Genomic DNA, 26002 nt, shown 5'->3' on the forward strand with positions numbered 1-26002 from the left:
CTCAGATCTTGACCCGCCCCAGCCAGATGTCGCGGTACATCGCCCAGTCGCCCATGAAGCTGTAGAGCGGCCGCTTGAACGAGGCCGGCTTGTTCTTCTCGAAGCCGAAATGCCCGACCCAGGCGAAGCCGTAGCCGACCAGCAGTCCGGCCAGGAGCCACAGCGGATGGAGCGTCAGCACCAGCATCGCGAGGCAGGCCAGCGACAGCGTGGAGCCCGCGAAATGCAGCCGCCGGCAGGTGCGGTTGGCGTGTTCGGTCAGGTAGAAGGGATAGAACTCCGCGAAGCTCTTGAACTGGCGCGGATCGACGCTCGCGGGCGCGGCGCTGCCAGGGGTGGTGGCGGTGGAGGTGTTCATCGTGCGTCTCCTGCGCCCCGGAGGGGCTTTGTCCATAATAGCCACGACCTTCCGGGCGCACCACCCGGGTCTTTCTTCCCCCTTCTGTCCACGTACGAGCCTTGAGCGCCCTGCCTTCCACCCCCGATTCCGCCGTGCCGGCCGGCGGCGCGCCCTGGGTCGTGTGCCTGTGCGCCGAGTGGTGCGGCACCTGCCGCGACTACCGGCCGCTGTTCGAGCAGGTGGCGCGCGCGCACCCCGGGCTGCGCTTCGCCTGGGTCGACATCGAGGACCATGCCGACATCGCCGATGAGTTCGACGTCGAGACCTTCCCGACCCTCCTGGTGGCCGATGCCGCGGGCACGCGCTTCCTCGGTCCGCTGCTGCCGCATGCCGAGACGCTGTCGCGCATGCTGACCGCGCTGCCGGCGCCCCAGCCCTCGAGCCTGCATGCCGAGCTGATGGTGGCGGTGCTCGAGAAGAAGCCCGCGCTCTTTACAGTGCCGCGGGCGGCCTGATCTACTCGGCCTGTCCACACACACGGCCCGCGGGGCCGGCCCTCCCATGAAAGTCCTCGTCTTCGGCGCCACCGGCATGGTCGGTTTCGGCGTGCTGCGCGAATGCCTGCTCGCTCCCGACGTGGCGGAGGTCGTGGCCGTCGGCCGCCGGCCCAGCGGCCAGCAGCATCCCAAGCTGCGCGATCTCGTGCTGAGCGACATGTACGACTACACGGCGGTCGAGCCGCAACTCACGGGCTTCGACGCCTGCTTCTTCTGCCTCGGCGTGTCCTCGGTCGGCATGAAGGAGGACGCGTACCGGCGCGTGACCTACGACCTCACGCTGGCCGCCGCCACCGTGCTCGCGCGGCTCAACCCGCAGATGACCTTCGCCTACGTGACCGGCTCGGGCACCGACAGCAGCGAGCGCGGCCGCAGCATGTGGGCACGCGTGAAGGGCGCGACCGAGAACGCGCTGCTGAAGCTGCCGTTCAGGGCCGCCTACATGTTCAGGCCCGGCGCGATCCAGCCGCTGCACGGCGCCAACACGAAGACGCCGCTGTACAAGGCGGGCATCGTGCTGCTGACGCCGGTGTTCGGGCTCGCGCGGCGGCTGTGGCCGCACCTGGTGACCACCACCGAGAACATGGGGCTCGCGATGCTGGCGGTGGCGCGGCACGGGGCGCCCAAGCAGGTGCTCGACCCGGTCGACATCAACGACCTGGCCGCGCGCGGCTAGCGCGGCTTCGCTTCAGCGCGAGACGAAATCGCGCAGCGCGAACAGCACCGCGTCGGGCGCCTCGCTCATCAGCGCGTGGCCCGCGTGCACCGTCACCGTGCGGCCGTCGCGTGCCTTGGCGGCCAGCGCCTTCACGGCACGCGGCGGCGTCATCTGGTCGGCGTCGCCGAGCAGGAACAGCACCGGGCACTGCAGCTTCTCCATCGCCGCCTCGCCGCCCGCATAGTCGTTGCAGGCCTTGAAGCCGACATGGAACACGTTGACCTCGCGGTTGCTCGCGAGCACGCGGCGCATCAGCGCGCGCGAGCTGCCGTAGAGCCAGGTGCCCGGGCCGAGCGCCGAGGGCGGCGGCGCCAGCAGCGCATGCGAGAAGGTGTTGACCATCGCGATCGCGCGCTGCGGGTCGTTGAGCGAACTCTCGAGCAGCGCCGGCGACACCACCATCGGGTAGGCGCTGCCGACCATCGCCAGGTGCGTCACGCGCTCGGGCGCGCGTGAGGCCGCTTCGAGTGCGATCAGCGAGCCGAAGCTGTGGCCGATCAGCGCCGCCTTCTGCACGCCCGCCGCATCGAGCAGCGCGAGCACGAACTGCGCGGCCTCCTCGACGCTGGCCGGCGGCGGGCCCTCGCTCTTGCAGTGGCCCGGCAGGTCGACCGCGAGCACGTTCCAGCCGTGGTTGGCGAACCAGCGGCTCTGCAGGATCCAGACGCTGTGGTCGTTGAGCACGCCGTGGACGAAGACCACGGTGGGCTTGGCGGCATCGAAGGGCTTGCCGCCCGTGTAGCAGTAGGTGGCGTGGCCGTTGACGGTGTAGTGCATGGTGTCAGGCCCCCGCTTTCTCGGCCGCCTTCAGCGCGCGCTTCAGGTCGTCGATCAGGTCGGCCGGATCCTCGAGGCCGATCGACAGCCGGATCGTGCCCTGCGAGATGCCCGCGCCCGCGAGCGCCTCGTCGGTCATGCGGAAGTGGGTGGTGCTGGCCGGGTGGATCACCAGGCTGCGGCAGTCGCCCACGTTGGCCAGGTGGCTGAAGAGCTTGAGCGATTCGATGAAGGCCTTGCCCTGGGCGCGGCTGCCCTTGATGTCGAAGCTGAACACCGCGCCCGCGCCGCGCGCGCCGTGGCGCAGCAGCTTCTGCGCCAGTGCGTGGCTCGGGTGCGACTCGATCAGCGGATGGCCCACGCGCGAGACGAAGGGATGGGTGGCGAGGAACTCGACGATCTTCTGCGTGTTGTCGATGTGGCGCTCCATGCGCAGCGGCAAGGTCTCGATGCCCTGCAGGATCAGCCAGGCGGTGTGCGGGCTCATCGCGGCGCCGAAGTCGCGCAGGCCTTCGCGGCGCGCGCGCAGCAGGAAGGCGCCGACCGTGCTCTCCTCGCTGAACACCATGTTGTGGAAGCCGTCGTAGGCCTGGGTCAGCTCGGCGAATTTGCCCGACTTCTCCCAGTCGAAGCTGCCGCCATCGACCACCACGCCGCCGATCACCGTGCCGTGGCCCGACAGGAACTTGGTGGCCGAGTGGTAGACCAGGTCGGCGCCGAAGTCCAGCGGCTTGATCAGGTAGGGCGAGGTCAGGGTGGAGTCGACCAGCAGCGGCACGCCGGCCTCGTGCGCGATCTCGGCCACGGCCGGGATGTCGAGCACGTCGAGGCCGGGGTTGCCCACGGTCTCGCCGAAGAACAGCTTGGTTTCGGGCCGCGCCGCGGCGCGCCAGCCGTCGAGGTCGCCGGGCTTGACGAAGGTGGTCTCGATGCCGAAGCGGCGCATCGTGTAGTGCAGCAGGTTCTGCGAGCCGCCGTACAGCGCGGTGCTGGCCACGATGTGCGAGCCCGCGCCCATCAGCGTGGCGATGGAAAGGTGCAGCGCCGCCTGGCCGCTGGCGGTGGTGATCGCGCCGATGCCGCCCTCGAGCGCCGACACCCGCTGCTCGAGCACCGCGTTGGTCGGGTTGCTGATGCGCGAATAGACGTGGCCCGAGCGCTCGAGGTTGAACAGGGCGGCCGCATGGTCGCTCGACTCGAAGACGAAGGAGGTGGTCAGGTGGATCGGCACCGCGCGCGCGCCGGTCGTGGGGTCGGGCGAGGCGCCCGCGTGCAGCGCGAGGGTGTCGAAACCGGGGTCGGAATAGCCGGGCATGGGGTCCTTTCTGAAGCGGCGCTAAGGGCCCGTGAAGTCCGCTGCGTGACAGCGCTAAACCGGGCCGTGGAGGTCGGCGCCGATTGTGGGCTATATTCAAAAAAGGCAGGCCGCCAGGAAAGACAGAGTCCGAGAGGAGCACACGATGAAAGTCACCGACATCCTTCGCGTCAAGGGCAACACGCTCTTCACCATCACGCCAGACGATCTGCTGGCCGAAGCAGTCAAGACGATGGCGGACAAAGACATCGGTTCCCTCGTCGTCATGGAGCATGGCGACCTGGTCGGCATGCTGACCTTCCGGGAAGTGATCGTGGCCATCGTCGCCAACGGCGGCCAGGTCGGCGGCACGCTGGTGCGCAAGGCCATGGACGACGCCCCCGTCACCTGCACCCTCGAAACCGACCTCGACGAGATCCGCCGCATCATGCTCGAGCGCCATGCCCGCTACATGCCGGTGATGGACCGGCGCATGCTGATGGGTGTGATCAGCTTCTACGACGTGGCCAAGGCCGTGGTCGACGCGCAGAACTTCGAGAACAAGATGCTCAAGGCCTACATCCGCGACTGGCCGGCGGAAGACGAGAAGAACTGAAGCGCCGCAACGCGGCGATCGGCGCGGTCAGTGGATGGCCGCGTACATGATTGCCTCCTGCGTCGCCTCGGTGGCCGAGAACTCGGTCACCACCTTGCCCTGCTTGGCCACGAGGATGCGGTCCGACAGCGCCATCACCTCGGGCAGGTAGGAAGAAATCACCACCACCGCCTTGCCGGCATCGGCCAGCCGGTTGATCTCGGCGTGGATCTCGGCGATGGCGCCCACGTCGACCCCGCGCGTGGGCTCGTCGAAGATCACGATGTCGGGTTCCTGCACCAGCGACTTGGCGATCACCACCTTCTGCTGGTTGCCGCCCGACAGCTCGATCACCTTCACGTCCTTGCCGATGGCGCGCACATTGAGCAGCCGGCTCCAGTGTTCGCCCACCGAACGCGCCTTCGCGCCCGACACCAGCCCGCGCGCGCCGGCCAGCTTGCCCTGCAGCCCCATGTAGATGTTCTGCGCGATCGACATGGTCTCGAAGAAGCCCTCGAACTTGCGGTCCTCGGTGATGTAGGCGATGCCGTCGCGCACCGCCTGGCGCGCCACCCGGTAGCGCACCGGCCGGCCGCGCAGCAGGATCTCGCCGCCATGGAAGAAGTCGCGCTTGATCAGCCCGGCCACCACCTTGAAGGTCTCGGTGCGGCCCGCGCCCACCAGGCCGAACACGCCCGTGATCTGGCCCGCGAACACCGACAGCGAGTTGTTCTTGACCATGGCCGCCATGCGCAGGTTGCGCACCGACAGCAGGCAGTCGCCCTGCGGCCGTACGTGGGTCTTCTTCTGCCCGTAGAGCGTTTGCGAGAGATCGCGCCCCACCATCGCCTGCACGATGCGCTCGCGGTCGAAATTCGCCTTGTCGTCGGTCACCACGTGGCGGCCGTCGCGCAGCACCGTGATGCGGTCGGCCAGCAGCAGCGCCTCCTCGAGCGCGTGCGAGATGAAGATCACCGACACGCCGCGCGCCTTGAGGTCGAACACCAGGTCGAAGAAGTACTTCTTCTCCTCGGGCGTGAGGCTGGCCGTGGGCTCGTCGAAGATGATGATGCGCGCCTTGTGCAGTACCGCGCGCGCGATCTCCACCATCTGCTTCTTGGCCGCGCCGAGCATGCCCACGGTGGCGGTCGGGTCGACGTCGAAATTGAGCGACTGCAGGAACTGCTGCGCCGAGATGTAGACGCCGCGCAGCCGGTTGAAGAAGGACTCCTGCCCCAGGAACAGGTTCTGCGCCACCGTCATCGTCGGCACCAGGCTGGTTTCCTGGAACACCATCGCGATGCCCTCGTGGCGCGCCTCCAGCGGCGTGCGCAGCTGCACCGGCCGGCCCTCCACCAGCATCTGGCCCGCGCTCAGCGGCACCACGCCGGCCATCACCTTGGTCAGCGTCGACTTGCCGGCGCCGTTCTCGCCGAGCAGCGCATGGATCTCGCCGCGGCGCAGCGTGAAGTCGACCGCCTCGATGGCGGGCACGCCCGCGTATTTCTTGGTGGCCTGGCGCAGCTCGAGCATGGTCTCGACCGTGGCAGGCATGCTCGGCGCGCCCGGCTCGGCGGCCACGGTGTCGGCGGTGGTATCGCGGGCATTCATCGCGCGGCTCCCTGTTCCTCGGCGGTCATGCGCACCCGCAGCAGCCGGCCGCCGCCCTTCGAGGCCGCGAACAGCGCGCCCCCATGCTCGGCCACCGCGGTGATGCCGTGGTGCCGGCCGTCGACCTGGCTGTGCAGCGAGGACACGACCTGGCCCTGCGCATTCACGCGCACCACCAGTCCGTAGGAGCGCGGCGGCGCCCAGGGCTTGAGCACGCCCATCTGCTTGACGCCCGCGCCCTGCAGCGGCTCGAGGAAGCTGTGGCCCGACGAGAGTGCCGGCGCGATCCAGTAGCGCGGATCAATCTCGGCCACCATGCGGCGGCGGTAGGCCTCCTCGCGCAGCACGAATTCCACCAGCTGCGTGCGGCAGACGAAGCAGCTGAGCCAGAAGCCGCCGCCGGCCGCCGGCGCCATGCGCGAGGGATAGCCGGGCAGGTCGGCCACGCGCGGCGCGGTGCCGTTCGGCCCCAGCGCGAGCACGCGGTGCGCCCAGCTCTCGCCGACCAGCACCGTGCCGCCGGCCTGCGGCAGCACGCCGAAGGCATGGCGCAGCCCGGCCGCGAGCTGCTGCACGGCACCGCCGCCCGGCGCCCAGGCGCAGACGCGGCCGCTCGCGCCGTGCGCCATCAGGTCGTGGCACCAGCGTTCGGGCGCATGCTCGGCCGAGCCCTCGGTCAGCAGCCAGCGTCGGCCGGCCTCGTCCCAGGCCAGCGCATTGACGCAGCGCAGCGCGCGGCCGCCGGCCTCCGCGAGCGTGTGGGCGGTGGCACCGTCGGGCGCGAGCAGCAGCAGCTGCGTGCCGCCGAGCGCCAGCGCGAGCCGTCCGCCGGGTGCCGCGGCCAGCGCCGTGATCGGGCGTTCGAAGCGCCGCACCTCGACGGGCACGCCACCGTCGAGCCGGTACAGCGCAGGTCCGGCCGCGATCCACAGCACGCCGTCGGCCACCGCGAGGTCGTCGATGTCGGCGAGCTCGGCCACCACCTCGGCGTTGTCGAGCGCTCGGTTGGGTTTGAGCACGCCATCCATCACCGGCACGGTGATGGCGGCGCTGCCGCGCCCGAGCAGGCGGTCGGTGAAACCGCGAAGGGTGTCGAGCATCAGGCTGTCCTCCAGCGCCGTTCGTACTGCACGAAGTCGGGGTCGGCCCCTTCGAGCTTGTAGCGGCCGATGCGGTTGTTCGAGATGCCGCCCAGGTAGAGGTGGCCGCGGTGCTCGCGCATCGAGGTGATCATCGGGTGGTTCTCGCCGCCCAGGTCCCACAGCGTCTCGAGGATCTCGCCGGCCTCGCTGAACTTGAGCACGCAGCCGGTGTTGATGTTGGGGAACAGCCATTCGTCCACCGGCACGCGCGTGGCCATGCGGCGGCGAAAGCCCGGCATGCGCATCGCGAGATCGTAGGCCGGGCAGCGCATGCCCACCAGCGCGAGCCAGTAGTGGCCGTCGGAGGCGAGGTTGATGTTGTCGGGATAGCCGGGCAGGTTGTCGATCACCATCTGCACCTGGCCGGCCTTCGGCCCGTCGAACCAGTAGCGCTTGATGCAGCAGCCCCAGGTCTCGGCGAACAGGATCGACTGGCCGTCGCTCGCGATCGCGATGCCGTTCGGAAATCGCAGCCCGCGCAGCACGGTGCGCGTCGAGCCGTCGCGCGGATCGAAGCAGACGATGCGCCCGTTGCCGCGCGCCTCCAGCCCGTCGACCGGCCACTCGTGCATCTCGTAGCGCACCGTGGCCTCGCTGAAGAAGATGCGGCCGTCGTCGGCGATGTCGAGGTCGTCGGCCAGCCGCAGCCGGCTGTCGTCGTTGATCGAGGTCCAGCTGCGGTTGGTCTCGTCGGTCACGCGCTCGACCTTGCGCCCGGGCGTGACGCGGTACAGGCCCATGCCGCCCACGCACACGTGCAGGTTGTCCTCGCGGTCGAAGGCCAGGCCCAGCGGCTGGCCGCCGATGTGGGCATAGACCTCCATGCGCTCGTAGTCGGGCGCGAGGAAGCGGATCACGTCGCCATGGCGCGAGCCCGCATAGAGGTTGTCGTCGCGGTCGAGGATCACGTCCTCGGGCGACTCGATGCGGCCCAGGCCGATCAGCGTGACGTCGCGTAGCTTGTTGTTGACCGCGTAGACGCCCGCGCCGTCGCCGCTGCTGGCCGGTGCCGGCGGCAGCGCGAAGTAGGTCGGGCTCACGTAGACCTTGCTGATGATGCGCTGGCGGTTCTTGAGCCAGCGCACGTCGATCACGGCCGCCAGCACCAGGATCGCGGCCAGCACCATGCGGATCACGCCGCCGGGCGCCGACATCGAGGTCAGGCCGTTGGTGATCAAGAGCACCAGCAGCGTGCCGACCAGCGCCTTGGCGACCGAGCCGCGCCCGCCGCCCAGGCTGATGCCGCCGAGCACCGCGGCCGTGAGCACCAGCACCTCCATGCCCACGCCGATGTCGGCGCCGGCCGTGGCCAGGCGCGAGGCGAAGAAGCAGCCGGCCGCGCCGCACAGCGTGCCCGAGGCCACGTAGCACAACGCCACGGTGCGCCGCACCGCGATGCCGCTGTTGTAGGCCGAGCGGCGCGAGCCGCCGATGGCCATGATGTGCCAGCCCGCGCGCAGCCGCGTGAGCAGCACATGGCCCGCGATCGCCACCGCCGCGTAGGCCCAGGCCACGGTCGGCAGGCCCAGCAAGGTGCCGTTGCCCAGGAAGTCCCAGGCCGGCGAGTCGGGCAGCGAGCCCGCGATCGCGGTCGAGTACTGCAGGCTCAGGATCTCGTAGAACGAGCGGAAGATGATCAGCGTGATGAGCGTGGTGAGAAAGGCGCGCAGCCGCAGGTAGCCGATCAGCACGCCGTTGACCGCGCCGAGCAGAGCGCCGACGGCCAGCGTGGCGAGCACCGACGCGCCCACCGGCCACTTCAGCACGTGCATGCACATCAGCGCGCAGAAGTTGGTGAGCGCGAAGATGGAACCCACCGACAGGTCGATGCCGCCCACGATCATCACCAGCGCCAGGCCGAGCACGATGAAGCCGATCTCGCCGGCCTGCCGCAGCGTGTCGGCCAGCACCACCGGCGACCAGAAGTTGCCGATGAGCTGGCCCGAGGCCAGCAGCACCGCCACCAGCAGCAGCACCGGGATCGCGGTCTCGGTCCAGCGCTTGGACAGGATCTCGCCGACCCAGTGGTCGGGCCACCAGCGGTAGCGCAGGCGCGTCAGGGTCTCGTTCATCGGTGCGGCTCCGGCGGGGCGGTCACTTGGCGGCGGTGAGCTTCCAGCAGGTGCCGTCGGCACCCGCGTTCTCCTTCGTGATCGGGATCAGCGTGGTGTAGATGTTCTGCTTGGCCGCGCCGGGCTTCATGCCGCCCTGCACCAGCCACTTGATCATGGCGGCCATGTTGGCGGCCTGCGTCGGCACGTCGTAGCTCACGTCGAGGTCGAAGGCGCCCGACTTGACCTGGTCGCAGGCGCCTTTCTGCTCGCCGCCGCCCGAGGTGGCGAGATAGACCTTGCCGGTCAGGCCCGCTTCCTTGATGGCGGCCGCGGTGCCGATGTCCATGCCGTCCCAGAAGCCGACGATGCCGCACAGGTCGGGGTTCTGCTTGAGCACCGTCTGCGTCAGGCCCTTGGCCTTGGCCGCGTCCCAGTCGGCGGCCTGGTTCGACACCACCTTGATCTGCGGGTTCTTTGCCAGCACGTTCTCCACGCCCTTGAGCGTGTAGGCGCTGGTGGCCGCGGTCGGCGCGCCCTGCACGATGGCGATCTTGTTCGACTTGCCCTTGCAGGCCTGCACCACGGCCTCGGCATTGCGTTCGCCCACGTCGACCCAGTCGGCGCCCACGAACACGGTCGAGGGCTGCACCGAGCGCATGTTGATCTGCACCACGTAGATGCCGTCTTCCTCGGCCTTCTTGATCAGCTTGGCGTAGGTCTGCACGTCGGGGTTGTGGATCACGATCACCGCGGGCTTCTCGGCCATCAGCGCGGTGAAGGCCTGCGCGCCGGCGTTGGTGTTCCAGTTGGGATCGCGCGCCACCACCTTCATGCCGGCGGGCTCGAGCTCCTTCTTGAGGCCGTTGTACCAGCCCTGCGCGAGGTCGAAGCCCATGGCCACCGGGATGTAGCCCACGGTCTTGCCGGCCAGCGCCTTCTTGTAGCCGTCGCGGAAGGGCTCGTCGAGGCCCTTGCCCTGGGCGGCCGCGTGTTGCGAGGCGGCCAGCGCCAGCGCGATGCCCGCGAGCTTCGCGGATGCGGCGAGTGTGCGAACGAAGTGCATTGCATGTCTCCTTTTTTCGGTGGTCTCGGATGACGCCAAAATCGCCTGGCGCCCGGCTTCGGAAAACAGGTGGGGCCGCTCGCGGACCCCGGGATCAGATGTCGCCCTGCTGCGCGGTCTCTTCGTTGCGCGGGTTGAGCATGGAGTCGATCAGGATCGCGGCCAGCAGCACCACGCCCTTGACGATGTTCTGCACGGAATAGGAGAGGTCCATGATCGTCATGCCGTTGAGCATGGTGCCGATCAGCAGCGTGCCGATCACGACGTTGAACACGCCGCCGCGGCCGCCCGACAAGCCGATGCCGCCGAGCACCACCACCAGCACCACGTCGTAGATCATGGTGGAGTTGAAGATCCGCGTCGGCATGCTGCTGACCGAGGCCGCCATCACCACGCCCGCGAACAGCCCGATCAGCGCCGCCAGCACGTACTGCAGCAGCACCATCGGCCGCGTCGGCAGGCCGGTGGCGCGCGCGGCGAAGGGGTTGTCGCCGATCGCGTAGACGAAGGCGCCCGCGCGCATGCGGCGCAGGAAAAAGGCCATGGCCGCGGCCGCCACGCCGAACATCACGACCGGTGTCGGCACGCCGGCCAGGGTGCCGCGGCCCAGCCAGGCCGCGGGGTCGAGCGCGGCCGGCCACTGCACCACCTCGAGCTGGAAGAAATAGGCCTGGCCCAGCCCCGCGAGAAAGAGCCCCGAGGCCAGCGTGGTGAACAGCGACGGCACCTCGGCATAGGCGATCAGCCAGCCGTTGACCAGCCCGAAGGCCAGCGCCAGGCCCAGCGCGATCAGGAAGGCCGAGCCGAGCGGATGGCCGTTCTGCACCAGCTGCAGCAGCAGGCCCGAGGGCACGGCCAGCGCGGCGATCATCGAGATGTCGATGCCGCGGCCGATCACCACCACCGCCATGCCCAGCCCCAGGATGCCGAGGAAGGCCACGTTCTGCACCAGCGTGAGCAGGTTGTCGATCTGCGCGAAGCCCGGCAGGAACGCCGCGAAGCCCGCGAACAGCAGCGCGAACAGCGCGGACACGATGCCCTGCTGCGTGGCCTTGAATTTCTTCGTCGTCATGGTGGGGGCGCCTCGTATCAGCTCAGGGCCGCGTGCAGCGACTGGCGCAGCTCGCGCTTCATGACCTTGCCGTTGAGGTTGCGCGGCAGCGCCTCGGTGCCGATGGTCCAGGTCTCGGGCACTGCATAGTCCGACAGCCGCTCGGCGCAGAAGGCCTGCAGGGCCGCGGCCTGGGTGCGCTCGTCGAGCTCGCTCACGCAGACGAAGGCGTGCACGCGTTCGCCGAGCACCGCGCAGGGCACGCCCACCAGCGCCGCCTCCACGATCTGGGGATGCTCCATCAGCGTGTTCTCGACCGTGGCGCAGAAGATCTTGTAGCCGCCGCGGTTGATCACGTCCTTCTTGCGGTCGAGGATGCGCACGTAGCCGTCGGCGTCCATGCTGCCGATGTCGCCCGAGCGCCAGTAGCCGCCGCGGAATTCGCTGGCCGTGGCCTGCGGATTGCGCCAGTAGCCGGGCACCACCATCGGGCCCGCGATCCAGATCTCGCCGACCTCGCCGCGCGCCACCTCGTTGCCGTTCTCGTCGACCACGCAGATCTCGCCGCAGGGCACGGCCAGGCCCACGCTGTCGCGGTGCTCGGCCGTCATGCCGGGCGGCATGATGGTCGCGGGCGAGCAGGTCTCGGTGGCGCCGTAGGCGTTCATCAGGGTGAGGCCCGGCAGCCGCGCCGCGATGCCCTCGATGGTGGCCGTGGGCATCGAGGCGCCGCCGTAGGCACCGATGCGCCAGGCCGAGAGGTCGTGCGCCTGCAGGTCCGGCAGCAGCAGGCACAGGTTGTACATGGCCGGCACCATGATCGTGTGCGTGATGCGCTCGGCCGCCGCCAGCCGCGCGAACTCGGCCGCCTTGAACTGCGTCATCAGCACCGCGCAGCCGCGCGCATGCAGCATGGTGTAGAGCTGCGCCACCAGCCCGGTGACGTGGCTCAGCGGCACCGCCACGATGCTGCGGTCCGATTCGCCCAGGCTCATCGCGTGCACGAAGTGCATCACCGAGTGCGCGATGTTCAGGTGCGTGAGCATCGCGCCCTTGGGCTTGCCCGTGGTGCCCGAGGTGTAGAGCAGCACAGCGAGGTCTTCCTCGGCGGCCGCGTGCGCGCTGGCCAGCGGCTCGGCCTGCATCAGCGCCGTGAAGGATTCGAAGCCCGGCTGCGCGGCGCCGGTGCAAAAGCGCAGGCGCAGCAGCGGCAGCGCCTCGGGCGAGGGCACCAGCGCCTGCAGCTCCTGCGAGCAGACGATCGCCACCGCCTCGGCGTCGGCCAGCGAGAACTCGAGTTCGGCCGTGCGCGCCCGCGCGCTCACCGGCATCGCCACCGCGCCGAGCCAGGCGCAGGCGAACACCGCGATCGCGAACTCGGGCCCGTTCGAGAGGTAGAGCGCCACCCGGTCGCCCGGCCGTACGCCGCGCCGTGCGAGGCCGCCCGCGCACTTGGTGGTGGCATGGTGCAGCTCGCGCCAGCTCAGGCGCAGCGTGTCGCAGACCAGCGCCTCGCCCTCGGGCGAGAGCCGCACCGCGTCGGCCAGCATCTGGGCCACGTTGGCGGGCCGCTCGGCGAAGCAGCGCACCACGCGCTCGTTGAAGTGCACTTCACGTCGCATCTTGGGCATGGAATCTCCCCACTGGGACCACGAGGACGCGGAGCTCTGCGAGGGCCGCAGCTCCGTCGGGGCGCTGAGCACGCCGTGCATGAGCATCTCGATGCAGTGCCGCACGGCATCCTGCAGGCTGCGCGCCGGATGGCTGTCGGGCCGGTACCAGCGGCCGATGCCGCTGAGCGCGCCGACCACCGTGTACGAGGCCATCGCCGCGTCGCCGCGCGCGATCCAGCCTTCGGCCATGCCGGCCTCGATCAGCGCGCGGAACTCGGTGTCGATCTCGCCCTTGAGCGCGCGCAGTTCGCGCCGCCTGGGCTCGGCCAGCGGGTCCTCGCCGACGCGGATCACGCACAGGCCGAAGTCGCTGGTCACGATGCCCGCGTAGTTCTCCATCGCCACGCGCAGCCGCTCGCGCGGCGGCAGCCCGCGCCGCGCCGCCTCGAGGATGCCCGCGCGCAGCGCCTCGAGCCCGCGCTGCACGCACTCGAACAGGATCTGTTCCTTGTTCTCGACGTAGTGGTAGACGGTGGGCTTGGTCACGCGCAGGCTGCGCGCGATGTCGTCGAGCGAGGTGCCCTGGAAGCCCTTGGTCGTGAACAGCCGCGCCGCCGCCAGCAGCACCGCGTCCTTCTTGGCATGGCGATCCTGCTGCCGCTCTCCGCGGCTTTGCCAAGGCGATTCGACCAGCTCGGTAGACATTCGACTCCTGCGGCGACGACCAGGGACCGATGCCGCGCGGAGGCCGCGTGGCGCCTTGAGAACCGGGGGTTACTCGAAAGTACCCTGGTTGACTGGCGCGATTATTCGGAGCGACGGAGGAGGGTGGTTCGGGGAATTTCCCTTAGCTGCGGCGCACCAAAAAACCCGCGGGGTTCAGGCGCGTGAAGCGGACAAGCGGCTTCGCAGCCAGCGGTTCAACGGCTCGCTGTAGCAGCGCGCGATGGCGTCGCACAGCGCCATCGACAGCAGCATGTAGCCACCGAGCAGCCACATCCTGTCGCCGCCGCTCGCGAGCGCGGGCGGGAACAGGGTCCGCAGCAGGCCGAGCACGATCAGGTGGAACAGGTAGAGCTCGTAGCTGCGCCGGCCGAACCATCCGAAGGCGGCCGGGAGCCAGCGAGCGGGTGCCCATGCCGTGCCGCCGTCCGCGGATCGATCGCTCATCGTGGCCAGCAGCACGGCCGTGCCCAGCGCCATCGCCGTGACACCGAGCACATGGCTCTGCGCGATCGGCCATCGCAGGTAGAGGACGACCATGGCGATCGCCACGGTCCACGACAGCAGCGTCTTGAGTCGTGCGGAGAGAACGAGCGAGTCCGCGAGCAGCGCCGTGCAGCAACCGATCGCGATGCCGTCGAAGGCCGCGAAGTAGGCATAGAGGTAGCCGCCTTCATCGTCCTGGCGGTGGAAGCGGTAGACCGGTGCCAGCACCGCGATCGCGAGCCAGAAGGCGATCAGCCGGCGCTCCCGGCGCAGCAGCGCGCAGAGGATCGGGAAGAAGAGATAGAAGACCTCCTCGACCGACAGCGACCACAGCACGCCGAGCGCGTAGTTGGTCCAGCCGTACTTGTCGACCACCACGTTCATCCAGAAGGTCAGGGAGGCGAGGTTGACCAGCCACAGCGGCAACGGGGTCGCGCCTGCCGGCGCCCGGTTCTGGAAGATGGCCACGCCGGCCCAGGCCAGCAGGTTGACCGCGACCAGCAGGAGCAGCAGGCACGGCACGATGCGCGCCACGCGCAGGCCATAGAAGGCGCGCGCCTTCACGTGCTGCAGCGCGCCCCAGCGGCGCCGCGCGTTCGATGTGATCAGGAAGCCCGAGATCACGAAGAACATCGTGACGCCGTAGTTGCCGTTGCGCGCCACCGCGCGCACCGCTTCCCAGCCGAAGAGTTGCGACAGCACGGTGCCGTCGAGCCGGTAGGCGATGTTGAAGTGGTGGAACAGCACCAGCAGGATCGCGATGCCGCGCAGCACATCGATGCGCGTGCTGCGCGGCCCGAGGCTCGGTGCCGTCGTCATCTCGCGGCGGAACCGATCAGCGCGGGCAGGGCCGGCAGCAGCGCGTCGCGCGTGCGGATGCCCGGTGTCGTCGCCTGCTTCCGGTCGTCCTGCGTCAGCCGCGCGAACACCACGGTGCGCTCGCCGCGCGTGGCCCAGCCGACATACCAGCCGTAGCCATGGGCTTCGTCGAGCGAGCCATCGGCCTTCTTCGGGTAGGCCGCGCCGGTCTTGCCCTGCACGGTCCAGCCCTCGGGCAGCTCGGTCGTCTCCATCGAACGCCGTGTCATCTCGGTCGCGTGCGGCGATACCGGCAGCCGGTTCGACAGCAGCTTGCGCAGGAACTCGACCTGCTCGCGCGGCGAAATGCGCAGCGAGGACGCGACCCATGAACGCTCGAGCCCGTTGTGCTTGCCCGGGTCGCCCGACACATCGGCGTTGCCGTAGCCGAAGTCCTTCGCATAGCGCGCGAAGCGCTCGGCGCCCAGCGATTCGGTCACCCGCTGCGAGAACCAGAAGACCGACAGCTTGAGCCAGCGCTGCGGATCGGTCGGCTGCTTCCAGCCTTCGACCCAGGCCGGGTAGCCTTCCTTGAAGGGCAGCACGGGGTCGTGCTCGTTCTTGAGGAAGCCCGCGTCGAAGCCCATCAGCGCGATCGCGATCTTGAAGGTGGAGGCGGGGGTGACGCGTTCATCGCAGCGGCCTTGCTTCACGATGAACTGGCCGGTGGTCGCGTCGGCGATGGCGGTGCAGAGGGTGCGGGCGTGGGTGGTGGCTGCGAGGGGGGCGAGCAGGGCGAACAGGGCGATGGGCAGGAGGCGAAGCGGACTTTTCATGGAAGGGACGGGGAATGGATCGCCATCGTAGAAAAGACCGGCGTTCGTGTCCTCCGACTGGCAAGCGAGGGACGTCTCGGCCGTAACGCGTGTAACGCCGAAGGGTCCTCGCTAGTTCGCCGGCCTCGAAAACACATTCACCAGGCTCCCATCCGGATCGCGAAGCAACAGCGACCGGTTGCCCCACGGCATCGTGGTCGGCCGCATCACGACCTCGGCCGCTTCCTTCATGCGCGCCAGCGTGCCCTCGACATCGGCGACCTCGAACTCGAGGATTGCCGAGCGGTTCGATGCGGCCGTCGCGGCCCCGGCGTTGAAGCGCTGCACGAGATGCTCTTCGGAGATGGCCAGCGTCGCGCCCTCCAGCCGGATCTCCGCGAAGCCGTCGGCCAGCCGGGTGGCCTCGGTGCCCGACAGGCGCGCGTAGAACGCAACGAGGGCTTCGAATTGTTGAGTGACTAGACGCACGGATGCAAACTTCACGCCGATCTCCTGAATGAATGAACGATGGGCGCGAGCTTAGGGAGAAGGCATGTCAGATTCCGGCAGTATCGTGCGGCCGCTTTGCTTTACGCGCTGCTGCCAGGCCTTGAGCAGCGCCTGGCGGCGCCGGGGGTAGCGCGCATCGAGCATCTCGGCGGCGACGATGCGGTCGGCGCGGAAGTTGCGGAAGTCGTTGCGCAGCTCGCACCAGGCGCTGAGCACGCGCGACTGCTCGAAGTACACGAGTGCGAAGGGCCAGATGACGCGTTGCGACGTGGTCCCGCCGGGATCGCTGTAGCCGATCCGCAGCTTGTGCTCGGCACGGATCGCGGCGCGCAGCAGATCGGGCTCGACCGCGGCCGGCGCGCGCTTCGCTCCCACGGCCACGAGCAGCGCGGAGGCTTCGAGCTCGCGCTTCAGTGCGGGCGGCAGCACGGCGGCGATCTTCGCCATCGCATCGTGCGCGCCGGCCGACAGCGCCCTGTCGCCGCGGTCGGCCACCCAGCGCAGGCCCAGCGCGAGCGCCTCGATCTCCTCGGGGCCGAACATCAGCGGCGGCAGCACGTAGCCCGGCTGGAGCACATAGCCGAGGCCGGGCGAACCTTCGATCAGCGCGCCCTGCGACTGCAGGCTCGCGATGTCGCGGTACAGCGTGCGCAGGCTGATGCCGAGTTGCTCGGCCAGGGCCTGGCCGCTGATGGGCCGGCGATGGCGGCGCAGGGTCTGGACCAGGGCGAGCAGGCGTTCGGAGCGGGACATGCGGGCATGGTAGTGGCCCGCCGCCCGGATGCGGCGCGCGCCGGCTACAACTGGCTCTGCGGAATCAACGGCCCCAGCAGCCTGAGCTTGAAGCGCTGCCACGCTGTCGTCTCGGGCGGCACGTCGAACACGCGCGTGTCGTCGTCCTGGTCCACCCATTCGACGTTCCGGCCCTTGGCATCGAGCCGCAGCCGGTAGAAGCTGCGCGTGTCGGCAAAGCTCTCGAGCTGGCGCGCCATGTCGGCGCTGTCGATGATCAGGCCCAGCTCGGTGTTGAGCCGTGCCGAGCGCGGGTCGAGGTTCATCGAGCCGAGGAAGACCTGGCGATGGTCGACGATGCCGTTCTTCATGTGCAGCGCGCCGGTGCCATGGCCGAACAGGCCGAGCTTGCCGCGGTGCACGCTCAGCGAGGGGCTCAGTTCGTAGATGTCGACGCCGGCCTCGAGCAGCCGGTGGATGTGCGGCCAATAGCCGACATAGACCCAGGGCTCGTCGGTGGAGGCCAGCGAGTTGGTGATGAGCTCGACCTGCAGGCCCTCGGCGCGCGCTTCCGCGAGGCTGAGGACGGCGGCGTCGGAAGGCACGAAGTAGGGCGACACCATCTTGATGGTGTGGCGCGCGGTCCGGAACCAGCGCACCACGGATTCGGTGACGGTGCCCTTGTTCGAGTTCTCGCGCTCGTTCCAGCCTTGGGTCTTGGTCAGCGGATCGAACAGCACGCGCGCGTCGGCTATGAGCAGCGGGCTCAGCCTGCGCTCGGCCAGCTCGAAGGGCAGGTTCATCATCGGCACCATCTCGAGCGGGATCGAGGCCGGCTCGCCCTCGGTCGCGTTGGGGATGATGCCGTCGGCCGGGATGCGCGGCGCCTGCGGCGGCCTGGCGGTGGCGGTGCGTTCCTCGAAGGACTGCCGCAGCTGCGCCGGCGTCAGGCTGCTGCGCGCGATGCGCTGCACGGGATAGACGGCCTCGCTGTTCCAGTAGTGGTCGAAGGCGTCGGAGAGTTCGCGCACCACCGGGCCCGCGGCGAACACGTCCATGTCGATGAAGTTGCTGGCGCTGGCGTTCATCACGTACTCGTCGGCCATGTTGCGCCCGCCAGCCACGGCGGCGGCGTTGTCGGCCACGAACAGCTTGTTGTGCATGCGCCGGTTGATGCGCTCGAAATCCATGGCCGAGGCGGCGAAGCGCGTGAGGTCGCTGCCGCGGCCGGCAGGGAAGGGATTGAACAGGCGCACCTCCACGTTCGGATGGCTGGCCAGCCCGAGCAGCAGTTCGTCCTCGCCGGTGGTGTAGAGGTCGTCCACCAGCAATCGCACGCGCACGCCGCGCGCGGCCGCATCGCGCAGCGCGCGCATCAGGGCGCGGCCGGTGTTGTCGCCGGCCAGCAGGTAGTACTGCACGTCGAGGCTGCGGGTGGCGAGCTTCGCGAGTTCGATGCGGCTGGCGAAGGAGGTCGGGCCGTAGGGCAGCAGGCGAAAGCCCGATGCGTTGCCCGGTGCCAGTGCCTGCTGCGCGATGGCGTTCAGCGGCGTGGCGGCGTAGTCGGCGATCGCGGCGACGGGCGGCTGCGCCACGGGCGGCGGCAGGCTGGCGCAGGCGCCGAGCAGGGCGGGCAGCAGCAGGGCCGCGAGCAGCAGGCGAAGGCGCGGGAGCGGGGACGCGGTCGGCATGGGGTCGATCTCCGAAGGCCGGTGACGGTGCGGCGATCGATCATGCGCCATGGCGGCCGCGCCGCGCTCATTCCTTGATGTTGGCCGTCTGCACGATCTTCTGGTTGCGCGCGTACTCGGCCTGCACGAAGCGGCCGAAGGCTTCGGGCGTGCCGCTGCCCGGCAATGCGCCCTGCTCGGCGAGCTTGCTGCGCACGCCTTCCTCCTGCAGCACGGCCTCGAGTTCCTGGTTGATGCGCGCGATGACGGCGGGTGGCGTCTTCGCGGGCGCGAAGATGCCGGACCAGCTCACCATGTCGAAGCCCTTGAGGCCGGGCATCTCGTCGAAGGTGGGCACGCCGGGCAGCGCGGGCAGGCGCTTGGCGCCGGTGATGCCGAGCGCCTGCAGCCGCTTGCCGTTGACGTGCGGGATGGCGCTGGTGCTCACGAGCATCGCGAGGTCGACCTGGTCGCCGATCACGTCGGTGGCGATCTGCGCGCCGCCGCGGTAGGGCACGTGGGTCACGAAGATGCCGCTGCGCTGCTTGAGCAGTTCCATCGCGAGCTGCAGCACGGTGCCCACGCCCGAGGTGGCGTAGTTGTACTTGCCGGGCGCGGCCTTGGCGAGCTGCACGAAGTCGGCGTAGCTCTTCGCGGGCAGGCCGGGGCGCGCCACCAGCACCATCGGCGCGGTGTTGAGCAGGCCGACCGGCGCCAGGTCCTTGAGCGGATCGAAGCGGAAGGCCGAGGGGTTGACCAGCCGGCCGATGGCGATCGCGCTGTCGGGGCCGACCACCAGCGTGTAGCCGTCGGGCGCCGCGGCCACGGCCTTGGCCACGCCGATGGCGCCGCCGGCACCGGCCACGTTGTCGATCACCACCGCCTGCTTGAGCCGCTCGGCCAGCCGCGTGGCGACCAGGCGCGCGTTGACGTCGACGCTGCCGCCCGCGGTGTAGGGAACGATCAGCGTGATCGGCCTGGCCGCGGGCCAGGCCGGCTGGGCCGAGGCCATGGTGGGCAGCAGGGCGGGCAGCGCGGCGCAGAGCGTCGCGGCCACGAGCAGGGGACGGCGGAGGTGGTTCATGGCGGGCTTCAGGCGTGGGCTTGGGAAGAGGGCGGCGCATCGCCGAGGCGGCTGCGCAGGTGGTCGAAGGCGTCGCTCCATTGCGCGCGCCAGTCGCGGCGCTGCGTCTCGTCGATCCAGGCGCCGTCGAGGCCGTTGAGCATGAAGTCGCGCAGGTCGTCGAGGCCGAAGCCGAAGTCGCGCACCATCATCAGCCAGGCCTGCGTGGGCGTGACCTTGTGCAGGGTCGGGTCGTCGGTGTTGGGATGGATGCGCAGGCCCAGGCCCGGCATGTGGCGGATCGGATGGTCGAGCGCCCAGCGCTCGGGCGGCAGGGTGCGCAGGTAGTAGGAGTTGGTCGGCACCACGGTGAACAGCACGCCGCGCTCGGCGCATTCGCGCGCGAAGTCGGGCGCGTCGACCACGGTGTAGCCATGGTCGATGCGGTCCACGCGCAGCACGTCGAGCGCGGTGCGCACGTTGGTCCAGGGCATGCCGAACTCGCCGGCATGCGCGGTGGTGCGCAGGCCGACCTGCCGCGCGCGCGCATAGGCCTCGGTGAAGAGCTCGGGCGGCCGGTCGACCTCGCGGTAGTCGATGCCGATGCCGATCACCTCGTCGCAGCGGTTCGCGGCCATCCACTCGACCATCTCGAGCGCGGCCGCGGGCGAGGCCTCGCGGTCGATGGCGCCGATCAGCCGGCCGTCGATGCCGAACTGCTGCTTCGCATCGCGGATCGCGCGCACGATCGCGCCCTGCGCGAGCGCATAGGGGATGCCCGACACCTGCACCGTGCCGGTCGGGTTCCACGAGAACTCGGCATGGCGCACGTTGTGCTGCGCGGCGTCCTGCAGGTACTCGAGCGTGAGCTGGTGCAGGTCGTCGGGGCCGCGCACCAGCTCGGCGTCGAGCGCGCGCAGCACGCGCAGCACGCCCACGGGCTTCTCGCCGCGCGTGTAGAAGCCCTCGATCTCGTCGGCCGCCAGCGGCGAGCCGGCACGCAGGTTGAGCTGCTTGAAGGTCTCGTGGCGCACGGTGCCGAACAGGTGGCAGTGCAGCTCGACCTTGGGAATGGCGCGCAACAGGGCTTCGAGGTCGAAGCCGTGGGCGGCGGAAGACGGGCTGGCGGAGGGGCTGGCGGTCATGCGGGCCAGTCTAGTGAGGGCGAGGCGATAAGGAAAATTTTGAATTTCTATAATTTGATTCGCCCGATCTATAAGCATGGCCACCTCCCCGCGCGTTCCCAAGCCCTTGCCGGCGCCCGAACCGGCCGCGTCCTCGCTGCCGCTGCGCGCGCTCACGCTGCGCCAGCTGCAGTGCTTCTCGGTGCTGGTCGAGGAGGCGCACTTTGGCCGTGCCGCGCGGCGGCTGGCCATCACGCAGCCCGCGCTCAGCAATGCGATCAAGCAGGTCGAGAAGCTGCTGGGCGCGCAACTGCTCACGCGCTCCACGCACCGCGTCGAGCTCACGCCGCTGGGCGCCGAGGTGCTGGCGCGCACCGACTTCCTGGTCCACACGGTCGAGGTGGCGCTGCGCGACATCGAGAGCACGGTGCGGCGCGGCCGGGCCTTCGTGCGCATCGGCGTGATCCCCTCGGCCGCCGCGCGCGTGGCTGCGGCCGCGAGCGAGTTCGCGGCGGCGCATGCCGAGCGCCTCGGCGAGGTCGAGCTGTCGTGGCGCGACGCGCCCTCGACCGCGCTGCTGGCCGAACTGCGCAGCGGCCAGCTCGACATGGCGGTGGCCGCCATCACCGAGCCGCCGGGCGGGCTCGAATGCGTGGACCTGTTCCGCGATCCGCTGGTGCTGGTGGTGCGGCGCGACCATGCGCTGGCCGCGACCGGCGAAACGGACTGGGAGCGCATCGGCCGCGAGCGGCTGGTGCTGTTCGAGAGCGGCAGCATGCCGGCGCTCGGCAATCCCGCGCGCGCCCAGTTCGCGCAGGGGCTCGAGCCCTTGCGCGTGAGCTATTCCGAAACCCTCTATGCGCTGGTGCGCGGCGGGCAGGCGCTGGGACTGATGCCGCGTCTTTACACGGCCTCGCTGCGCGATCCCGAACTGGTGGTGCTGGCGCTGTCGAAGCCGCGCATCGAGCGCCGCGTGGTGCTGGCCTATCTGCCGGGGCCGATGCGCAACGTGGCGGCGCAGGCGCTGATCGACTTCCTGCGCGAGCGCCTGCCGCAGGCCGGCGAACGGCCGGTGCGGCGGGTCGCCAAGGGTGCGAGGACCCACCGTAAACCGTAGTTCTCAGTGCGCCGAATACCTGCGTAAAGGTCAACGAATTGTTTCTTAGACAGGGTATCTGCCGCTAAGATTTCGCGGTCATGTCTCGCCCGCTCATCGCGCTCGTCCTCGCGGTCCTTCTGTGCTGTCAGGCCGTGGTGGTGTTCGCGCAGATCCTCGTCGAAGCCGGCCTGCATCACGACCTCGTCGCGCAGACGCTGTGGTCGGATGCCTCGGCCTCCAGCGATGACTTTCCGCGCGGCGCGGGCACCTCCGTGTCCGCCTCGGTGTCCACCGACGACACGGACATCGGCCACGGCATCGAGGTCGCGTTCGAGGGCTACGCGCTCGAACTGATCGTGCTGCCCGGCGCGCTGCCGCGCTCCTTCGCCTCCTTCTCCTCCTCGACCTTCCTCGCGCCGCCCAAGCGGCCGCCACGGATTTCCGCCTTCCTCGCCTAGGTCCGGCCCCGTGCCCGGATCGCGCTGCCGCTTCGGCGTGCAGCGCCTGCGCAGCCATTGCGCATCGCCCGCCGCGCGCGGGCCGGCGCCATCGTCCGCGGTGGCCATTCATCCAGAGGAACCGAGGAGAGAGAGCCGTGAACCAATCCAAGGACGTCATGTTCGCCCGGCTGGCGAACTTCAAGATCGACATCGACGCGCTGCGCGCCCACTTCGAACAGCACGTGCGCCAGCTGCCGTCGACGCAGTACCGCGACAACCGCGTCGACTACATCGGCTGGGCCGTGACCAGCCGCGACGGCACGCTGATCGACGGCATCCGCCGCATCAATCCCAATGCCGCCATGCCCAGCCGCGGCACGCAGCCCACCGATGCCTGCTCGGGCTGCCTGGCCGAGGTGATGGACGCGCTGTCGGCGCGCGGTCTCAAGCCCTTTCGCGCGCGCATCATGCAGCTCGAGAGCGAAGGCGACGAGATGCCGCTGCACACCGACGCCGTGCGCGAGGCCTGGCGCCTGCACGTGCCGATCGTCACCAACCCCAACTGCTTCTTCGAATGGCAGCGCGCCGACGGCAGCATCGAGAGCGTGCACCTGCCGGCCGACGGTTCGGCCTGGCTGGTGCGCGTGGACGTGCACCACCGTGCCGTCAACCGCAGCAACCAGCCGTCGAGCCGCGCCCATTTGCTGATGAGCCTGGAGACGCCGCCGCCGATCGGCATGCTGGCCGCCCCCTGGCTGCCGGTGGTGCGCGAGGCCGAAGCCATCGCGCTGGCGGCCTGAGCGATGTGGCGGGAAGACGCACCGCTCGAAGCGATCGCTTCCGGGGCCTGGACCTCGGTCGCCGACATGGAGGCCGCGCTGGCGGCCTTCGCGCGCGCGGACCAGCATGAGCTGAGCCTGTACCGGCTGCGCCGCGCGCTCGGCGAGGGCCATGCGTTCGAGAAGGAGATCGTGCTGCGCTACCACGAGGCGCTGGTGCTGTCGGGCAACGTCGCGGCGGCGCTCGAGCTGCGCGGCGGCGAGATCTGGGCGCGCCACTTTCCCGCCCAGGGCGAGATGGACGCGGGCGCGGTGCAGATGATCGCGGGCCAGATCGATGGCCATGCGGCCCGGCTGGCCCAGGCCCTCGAGGCCTTTCCCTTCGCCTTCGCGAGCTTCCTCGCGGGCCTCAAGCGGCACCAGGGCGCGAGCTACCGCAGCCTGGCCGGCGTGGCCCGGCCGCTGTTCGAGCACCGGGAGTTCGCCGACCCGCGCGATCGCACCGCGCTGATGCTCGCGGTCGAGGGCTTCCGCGGCTACGGCGACGACCTGCGGCGCGAGATGCTGGTCGAGCTGTTCCAGCGCTGCGACCACGAGACGCTGTGCCGCTTCTTCCAGAGCGTGCTGCCCGCGAACGGCGCGCTGCTGCGCGCCTTCGCGAACGACCTGCTGGAGGACACGCAGGGCCTGCGCTGCCTGAGCGACGCGGCGATCTGCCGGCTGCTGATCCTCGGCTACGGCCTGTTCGACGAGGCGCTGTACGAGCGCATCCTCGCGCAGGTGCGCAGCCTGCCGCCGGCCGAGGGAGGCAAGCAGGCGAGGCAGGCACGCGCCAGCGCGAGGATCGCGCGCGCCTTCGAATCCGGCGCGGCGCGCTCCGATGCAACTGCGCCGGCCGCCGGCGCGCCGCTGCGCATCGCCGTCTGCGTGTCGGGCCAGATGCGCGGCTATGCGGCCGCCTTCCAGACCTGGAAGCACCTGGGGCTGGATGGCCACCAGGTGAAGTACTTCGTCCATACCTGGGAGGACACGGGCTGGCGCTTTCCCGATCCGATGTCGGGCAACGGCGTGGACCGGATCTTCAAGTTCGCGCCCTTCGCCGAGGCCTACCGGCAGGCCGGCTTCCGCTATGGGCTGGCCGCGATGAAGAAGGCCTATCCGAACTTCTTCGCCCGGCTCGAGGTGTCGTCGACGCTCGGCGAGGCGGACCTGCGCGCGGTGTACGGCGCCGACGCGGTGGTGGCGATCGAGAACCACCGGCGGCCCGAGTTCGAGCACGACACGAACAACCAGCTCAAGATGTTCTACAAGATCCAGGAAGCGCACCGCCTGATGCTGGAGGACGGCGGCGACTACGACCTGGTGATCCGGATCCGGCCCGACCGCGCCTTCCGCGCCGGCACGGCCGCGCCCGACTGGGCCGGCATGGCCGAGGCCTGCCGCCGCCAGCGCGTGCTGTTCTTCAACCACCTCGCGGTGACCAAGACGCTCTATGCCGGCGACCAGTTCGCGGTTGGCTCGCCCGAGGCCATGGGCTGCTATGCCAACACGCTGGGGCTGCAGACCCAGGCGATCCGCGAGAACTGGTTCGGCTTTCCGAAGCGGCTGCGTTCGCACTGTTCGCTCGCGCATGCCTTGCTGTTTCAGGGCGTGCGGCGGCGGCCGCTCGAGCACATCCATGCCGTCGAGGCCGTGCCCGCCGCCGCCTATGGCCGCGGCGAGCTGCGCGCGATGCTGTCGGCCGACCTGCCCGCGGGCCCGGCCAGCGAGATGGACCGCCTGCTGTGGAACGCCCTGGCCGGCGCGGCGCCGCGGTGAAACGGGTGCGTCGCATGCAGGCCGTGCTGGCCCTGTCGGTGCTTTGGGCCCTGTTCCTCGGGCTGCTGCCGGGCGCGGCGCGCGCGCAGGACCAGGCCGACCGCGAGCCGGGCCTGCAGCAGGGGCCCGAGGGCGCGGGCTGCCGCATCTCGAAGAACGCGCACAGGCTGGCGCTGACGCAGCGCCACGAGTTCAACGGCATCCGCGTCTTCTATGCGCTCGAGGGGCCGCATGCGCTCTACACCGGCGTCGACCTCAACGGCAACGGCGTGCCCGACATGGTCGAGGACGCCGCGCTGCACCTGGACACCGTGCGCCGCATCTACCTGGCCAACGGCTTTCGCGATCCGCTGCGCAGCCCGCGCTTCAGGCAGGCCGAGACGATCGACATCGACCTGTTGAACTTCGATGCCTACAGCCCCGGCGTCGCGGACAAGCGCGGGCTCTCGTTCTCGGCCGTGATCCGCTATCCCGGCAGCAGCGCGCGCGCCGACCGCTGCACGCTCTCGATCGCCATCAATGCCGCGCTCGCGGGCAACCACGAGCGGGTGAAGGACTACCTGATCCCGCACGAGCTGTTCCACCTGTTCCAGTACGGCCACGCGATGTTCCGCGCCAGCTGGTACCTCGAGGGCATGGCGAAGTGGGCCGAGTGGGTGACGCTGGCCGAGAACCGGCGCAACCCCACCTTGTGGAGCACGCCGCTGCCGGCCACGCCCACCGAACTGCGCGCGCGCGTGTTCGCCAACCCCAATCCCTACGACGTGCGGCATTTCTGGAACCGCCTGGCCGAGCTGGCCAAGGCCGGCGAGCCGCCGATGGCCATGCCCGACGAGCTGCGCGCGCGCCGCTTCGCCGACGGCAGCCCGGTGGTGCGCGACGAGATCTGGCGTGGCCATGCACTGATGCTGCGCATCCTGCAGGCCTTCGGCGAGGAGACCGAGGCCGTGGCGCGCGAGCGCGGCCTGCCGCCGTACCAATGGCCCGACGCCGACCAGCGCGACACGGCGCACAACCCGCGGCTCATGCGCGTCGTACAGCGCGCGATGGCCGCCTCGGGCGTACGCCACAACGACGAAATCGCGCGCTTCCTGGCCATCGACCCGGCCGCCGCGAACCAGAATTAGAGG

24 protein-coding genes are annotated in these 26002 nt (G+C 69.9%); 8 read left to right on the forward strand and 16 right to left on the reverse strand.

Features of this window, described 5'->3' with window-relative positions:
• Position 1: 1 nt before the first annotated feature.
• A complete protein-coding gene (locus tag AC07RV_RS12840; RefSeq protein ID WP_203205157.1) occupies positions 2-358 on the reverse strand; it encodes an Mpo1-like protein in 357 nt (118 codons plus the stop codon).
• 101 nt (positions 359-459) lie between these two features.
• Between AC07RV_RS12840 and AC07RV_RS12845 the strand changes: the two genes are divergently transcribed.
• On the forward strand, positions 460-855 hold the full coding sequence (locus tag AC07RV_RS12845; RefSeq protein ID WP_093343242.1) for a thioredoxin family protein: 396 nt from the start codon (positions 460-462) through the stop codon (positions 853-855).
• 46 nt (positions 856-901) lie between these two features.
• Entirely contained in the window at positions 902-1573 is a 672-nt protein-coding gene (locus AC07RV_RS12850) for an NAD-dependent epimerase/dehydratase family protein (RefSeq protein ID WP_296778473.1), read from the forward strand.
• A gap of 12 nt (positions 1574-1585) precedes the next feature.
• Here the strand turns inward: AC07RV_RS12850 and AC07RV_RS12855 are convergent, their stop codons facing one another.
• Together AC07RV_RS12855 and AC07RV_RS12860 are read right to left on the reverse strand one after the other, a co-directional pair.
• On the reverse strand, positions 1586-2392 hold the full coding sequence (locus AC07RV_RS12855) for an alpha/beta fold hydrolase (RefSeq protein WP_296778471.1): 807 nt from the start codon (positions 2390-2392) through the stop codon (positions 1586-1588).
• A 4-nt stretch (positions 2393-2396) separates the two neighbouring features.
• Positions 2397-3707 (reverse strand): O-acetylhomoserine aminocarboxypropyltransferase, encoded by a 1311-nt coding sequence (locus AC07RV_RS12860; RefSeq protein ID WP_296778469.1) that lies wholly within the window; start codon positions 3705-3707, stop codon positions 2397-2399.
• A gap of 145 nt (positions 3708-3852) precedes the next feature.
• Here AC07RV_RS12860 and AC07RV_RS12865 point away from each other — a divergent pair, with 145 nt between their 5' ends.
• Positions 3853-4302: a CBS domain-containing protein gene (locus AC07RV_RS12865; RefSeq protein WP_093343237.1), complete on the forward strand. Its 450-nt coding sequence runs from the start codon at positions 3853-3855 to the stop codon at positions 4300-4302.
• Positions 4303-4329: 27 nt separating this feature from the next.
• On the opposite strand, the gene AC07RV_RS12870 is transcribed toward AC07RV_RS12865, so the two are convergent.
• The 13 genes from AC07RV_RS12870 to AC07RV_RS12930 all read right to left on the reverse strand — a co-directional run bounded on the left by AC07RV_RS12870 (position 4330) and on the right by AC07RV_RS12930 (position 20757).
• Positions 4330-5892: a sugar ABC transporter ATP-binding protein gene (locus AC07RV_RS12870; protein WP_296778467.1), complete on the reverse strand. Its 1563-nt coding sequence runs from the start codon at positions 5890-5892 to the stop codon at positions 4330-4332.
• Positions 5889-6992: an SMP-30/gluconolactonase/LRE family protein gene (locus tag AC07RV_RS12875; RefSeq protein WP_296778464.1), complete on the reverse strand. Its 1104-nt coding sequence runs from the start codon at positions 6990-6992 to the stop codon at positions 5889-5891. The genes AC07RV_RS12870 and AC07RV_RS12875 overlap by 4 nt, the downstream gene beginning before the upstream one ends.
• The gene (locus AC07RV_RS12880) at positions 6992-9106 is read right to left on the reverse strand and encodes an ABC transporter permease (RefSeq protein ID WP_296778462.1); all 2115 of its coding nucleotides are present in this window, start codon (positions 9104-9106) and stop codon (positions 6992-6994) included. The genes AC07RV_RS12875 and AC07RV_RS12880 overlap by 1 nt, the downstream gene beginning before the upstream one ends.
• A 22-nt stretch (positions 9107-9128) precedes the next feature.
• Complete coding sequence (locus tag AC07RV_RS12885; RefSeq protein ID WP_296778460.1) at positions 9129-10151, reverse strand: sugar ABC transporter substrate-binding protein; 1023 nt, start codon at positions 10149-10151, stop codon at positions 9129-9131.
• A 94-nt stretch (positions 10152-10245) separates the two neighbouring features.
• Positions 10246-11223, reverse strand: coding sequence for an ABC transporter permease (locus tag AC07RV_RS12890; protein WP_093343231.1), 978 nt, complete (start codon positions 11221-11223; stop codon positions 10246-10248).
• A 17-nt stretch (positions 11224-11240) separates the two neighbouring features.
• Positions 11241-13520, reverse strand: coding sequence for an AMP-binding protein (locus tag AC07RV_RS12895; protein ID WP_296778457.1), 2280 nt, complete (start codon positions 13518-13520; stop codon positions 11241-11243).
• A 174-nt stretch (positions 13521-13694) separates the two neighbouring features.
• A complete protein-coding gene (locus AC07RV_RS12900; protein WP_296778454.1) occupies positions 13695-14843 on the reverse strand; it encodes an acyltransferase family protein in 1149 nt (382 codons plus the stop codon).
• A complete protein-coding gene (blaOXA, locus tag AC07RV_RS12905) occupies positions 14840-15658 on the reverse strand; it encodes a class D beta-lactamase (protein ID WP_296778452.1) in 819 nt (272 codons plus the stop codon). The genes AC07RV_RS12900 and blaOXA overlap by 4 nt, the downstream gene beginning before the upstream one ends.
• Positions 15659-15769: 111 nt before the next feature.
• Entirely contained in the window at positions 15770-16141 is a 372-nt protein-coding gene (locus AC07RV_RS12910) for a VOC family protein (protein WP_296778448.1), read from the reverse strand.
• A 36-nt stretch (positions 16142-16177) separates the two neighbouring features.
• On the reverse strand, positions 16178-16900 hold the full coding sequence (locus AC07RV_RS12915) for a helix-turn-helix transcriptional regulator (RefSeq protein WP_296778445.1): 723 nt from the start codon (positions 16898-16900) through the stop codon (positions 16178-16180).
• Positions 16901-16944: 44 nt separating this feature from the next.
• Entirely contained in the window at positions 16945-18570 is a 1626-nt protein-coding gene (locus AC07RV_RS12920) for a phospholipase D family protein (RefSeq protein ID WP_296778442.1), read from the reverse strand.
• 67 nt (positions 18571-18637) lie between these two features.
• Positions 18638-19633 (reverse strand): Bug family tripartite tricarboxylate transporter substrate binding protein, encoded by a 996-nt coding sequence (locus AC07RV_RS12925; protein ID WP_296778439.1) that lies wholly within the window; start codon positions 19631-19633, stop codon positions 18638-18640.
• Between the two features lie 8 nt (positions 19634-19641).
• Positions 19642-20757: an adenosine deaminase family protein gene (locus AC07RV_RS12930; protein ID WP_296778437.1), complete on the reverse strand. Its 1116-nt coding sequence runs from the start codon at positions 20755-20757 to the stop codon at positions 19642-19644.
• A gap of 76 nt (positions 20758-20833) precedes the next feature.
• On the opposite strand from AC07RV_RS12930, the gene AC07RV_RS12935 reads away from it, so the two are divergent.
• From AC07RV_RS12935 to AC07RV_RS12955, 5 genes are all read left to right on the forward strand, one after another.
• Entirely contained in the window at positions 20834-21853 is a 1020-nt protein-coding gene (locus tag AC07RV_RS12935; RefSeq protein WP_296778434.1) for a LysR family transcriptional regulator, read from the forward strand.
• Between the two features lie 80 nt (positions 21854-21933).
• The gene (locus AC07RV_RS12940; protein ID WP_296778432.1) at positions 21934-22293 is read left to right on the forward strand and encodes a hypothetical protein; all 360 of its coding nucleotides are present in this window, start codon (positions 21934-21936) and stop codon (positions 22291-22293) included.
• Between the two features lie 137 nt (positions 22294-22430).
• Positions 22431-23075 (forward strand): aspartyl/asparaginyl beta-hydroxylase domain-containing protein, encoded by a 645-nt coding sequence (locus tag AC07RV_RS12945; RefSeq protein WP_296778429.1) that lies wholly within the window; start codon positions 22431-22433, stop codon positions 23073-23075.
• Between the two features lie 3 nt (positions 23076-23078).
• Positions 23079-24872 carry a hypothetical protein gene (locus tag AC07RV_RS12950; protein WP_296778426.1) on the forward strand — a complete coding sequence of 598 codons (1794 nt, stop codon included), beginning with the start codon at positions 23079-23081 and terminating at the stop codon, positions 24870-24872.
• Entirely contained in the window at positions 24839-25999 is a 1161-nt protein-coding gene (locus AC07RV_RS12955) for a hypothetical protein (RefSeq protein WP_495338098.1), read from the forward strand. The genes AC07RV_RS12950 and AC07RV_RS12955 overlap by 34 nt, the downstream gene beginning before the upstream one ends.
• The last annotated feature ends 3 nt before the right edge of the window (positions 26000-26002 follow it).

It is taken from the genome of Variovorax sp. GW821-FHT09B01 (assembly GCF_059418345.1).

Excerpts from the sequence above, each read along its gene's own strand:
- AC07RV_RS12840 (WP_203205157.1), bottom strand. The coding sequence starts at position 358 with ATGAACACCTCCACCGCCACCACCCCTGGCAGCGCCGCGCCCGCGAGC.
- AC07RV_RS12850 (WP_296778473.1), top strand. The coding sequence starts at position 902 with ATGAAAGTCCTCGTCTTCGGCGCCACCGGCATGGTCGGTTTCGGCGTG.
- AC07RV_RS12855 (WP_296778471.1), bottom strand. The coding sequence starts at position 2,392 with ATGCACTACACCGTCAACGGCCACGCCACCTACTGCTACACGGGCGGC.
- AC07RV_RS12860 (WP_296778469.1), bottom strand. The coding sequence starts at position 3,707 with ATGCCCGGCTATTCCGACCCCGGTTTCGACACCCTCGCGCTGCACGCG.
- AC07RV_RS12865 (WP_093343237.1), top strand. The coding sequence starts at position 3,853 with ATGAAAGTCACCGACATCCTTCGCGTCAAGGGCAACACGCTCTTCACC.
- AC07RV_RS12870 (WP_296778467.1), bottom strand. The coding sequence starts at position 5,892 with ATGAATGCCCGCGATACCACCGCCGACACCGTGGCCGCCGAGCCGGGC.
- AC07RV_RS12875 (WP_296778464.1), bottom strand. The coding sequence starts at position 6,992 with ATGCTCGACACCCTTCGCGGTTTCACCGACCGCCTGCTCGGGCGCGGC.
- AC07RV_RS12880 (WP_296778462.1), bottom strand. The coding sequence starts at position 9,106 with ATGAACGAGACCCTGACGCGCCTGCGCTACCGCTGGTGGCCCGACCAC.
- AC07RV_RS12885 (WP_296778460.1), bottom strand. The coding sequence starts at position 10,151 with ATGCACTTCGTTCGCACACTCGCCGCATCCGCGAAGCTCGCGGGCATC.
- AC07RV_RS12890 (WP_093343231.1), bottom strand. The coding sequence starts at position 11,223 with ATGACGACGAAGAAATTCAAGGCCACGCAGCAGGGCATCGTGTCCGCG.
- AC07RV_RS12895 (WP_296778457.1), bottom strand. The coding sequence starts at position 13,520 with ATGTCTACCGAGCTGGTCGAATCGCCTTGGCAAAGCCGCGGAGAGCGG.
- AC07RV_RS12900 (WP_296778454.1), bottom strand. The coding sequence starts at position 14,843 with ATGACGACGGCACCGAGCCTCGGGCCGCGCAGCACGCGCATCGATGTG.
- blaOXA (WP_296778452.1), bottom strand. The coding sequence starts at position 15,658 with ATGAAAAGTCCGCTTCGCCTCCTGCCCATCGCCCTGTTCGCCCTGCTC.
- AC07RV_RS12915 (WP_296778445.1), bottom strand. The coding sequence starts at position 16,900 with ATGTCCCGCTCCGAACGCCTGCTCGCCCTGGTCCAGACCCTGCGCCGC.
- AC07RV_RS12920 (WP_296778442.1), bottom strand. The coding sequence starts at position 18,570 with ATGCCGACCGCGTCCCCGCTCCCGCGCCTTCGCCTGCTGCTCGCGGCC.
- AC07RV_RS12925 (WP_296778439.1), bottom strand. The coding sequence starts at position 19,633 with ATGAACCACCTCCGCCGTCCCCTGCTCGTGGCCGCGACGCTCTGCGCC.
- AC07RV_RS12930 (WP_296778437.1), bottom strand. The coding sequence starts at position 20,757 with ATGACCGCCAGCCCCTCCGCCAGCCCGTCTTCCGCCGCCCACGGCTTC.
- AC07RV_RS12935 (WP_296778434.1), top strand. The coding sequence starts at position 20,834 with ATGGCCACCTCCCCGCGCGTTCCCAAGCCCTTGCCGGCGCCCGAACCG.
- AC07RV_RS12940 (WP_296778432.1), top strand. The coding sequence starts at position 21,934 with ATGTCTCGCCCGCTCATCGCGCTCGTCCTCGCGGTCCTTCTGTGCTGT.
- AC07RV_RS12950 (WP_296778426.1), top strand. The coding sequence starts at position 23,079 with ATGTGGCGGGAAGACGCACCGCTCGAAGCGATCGCTTCCGGGGCCTGG.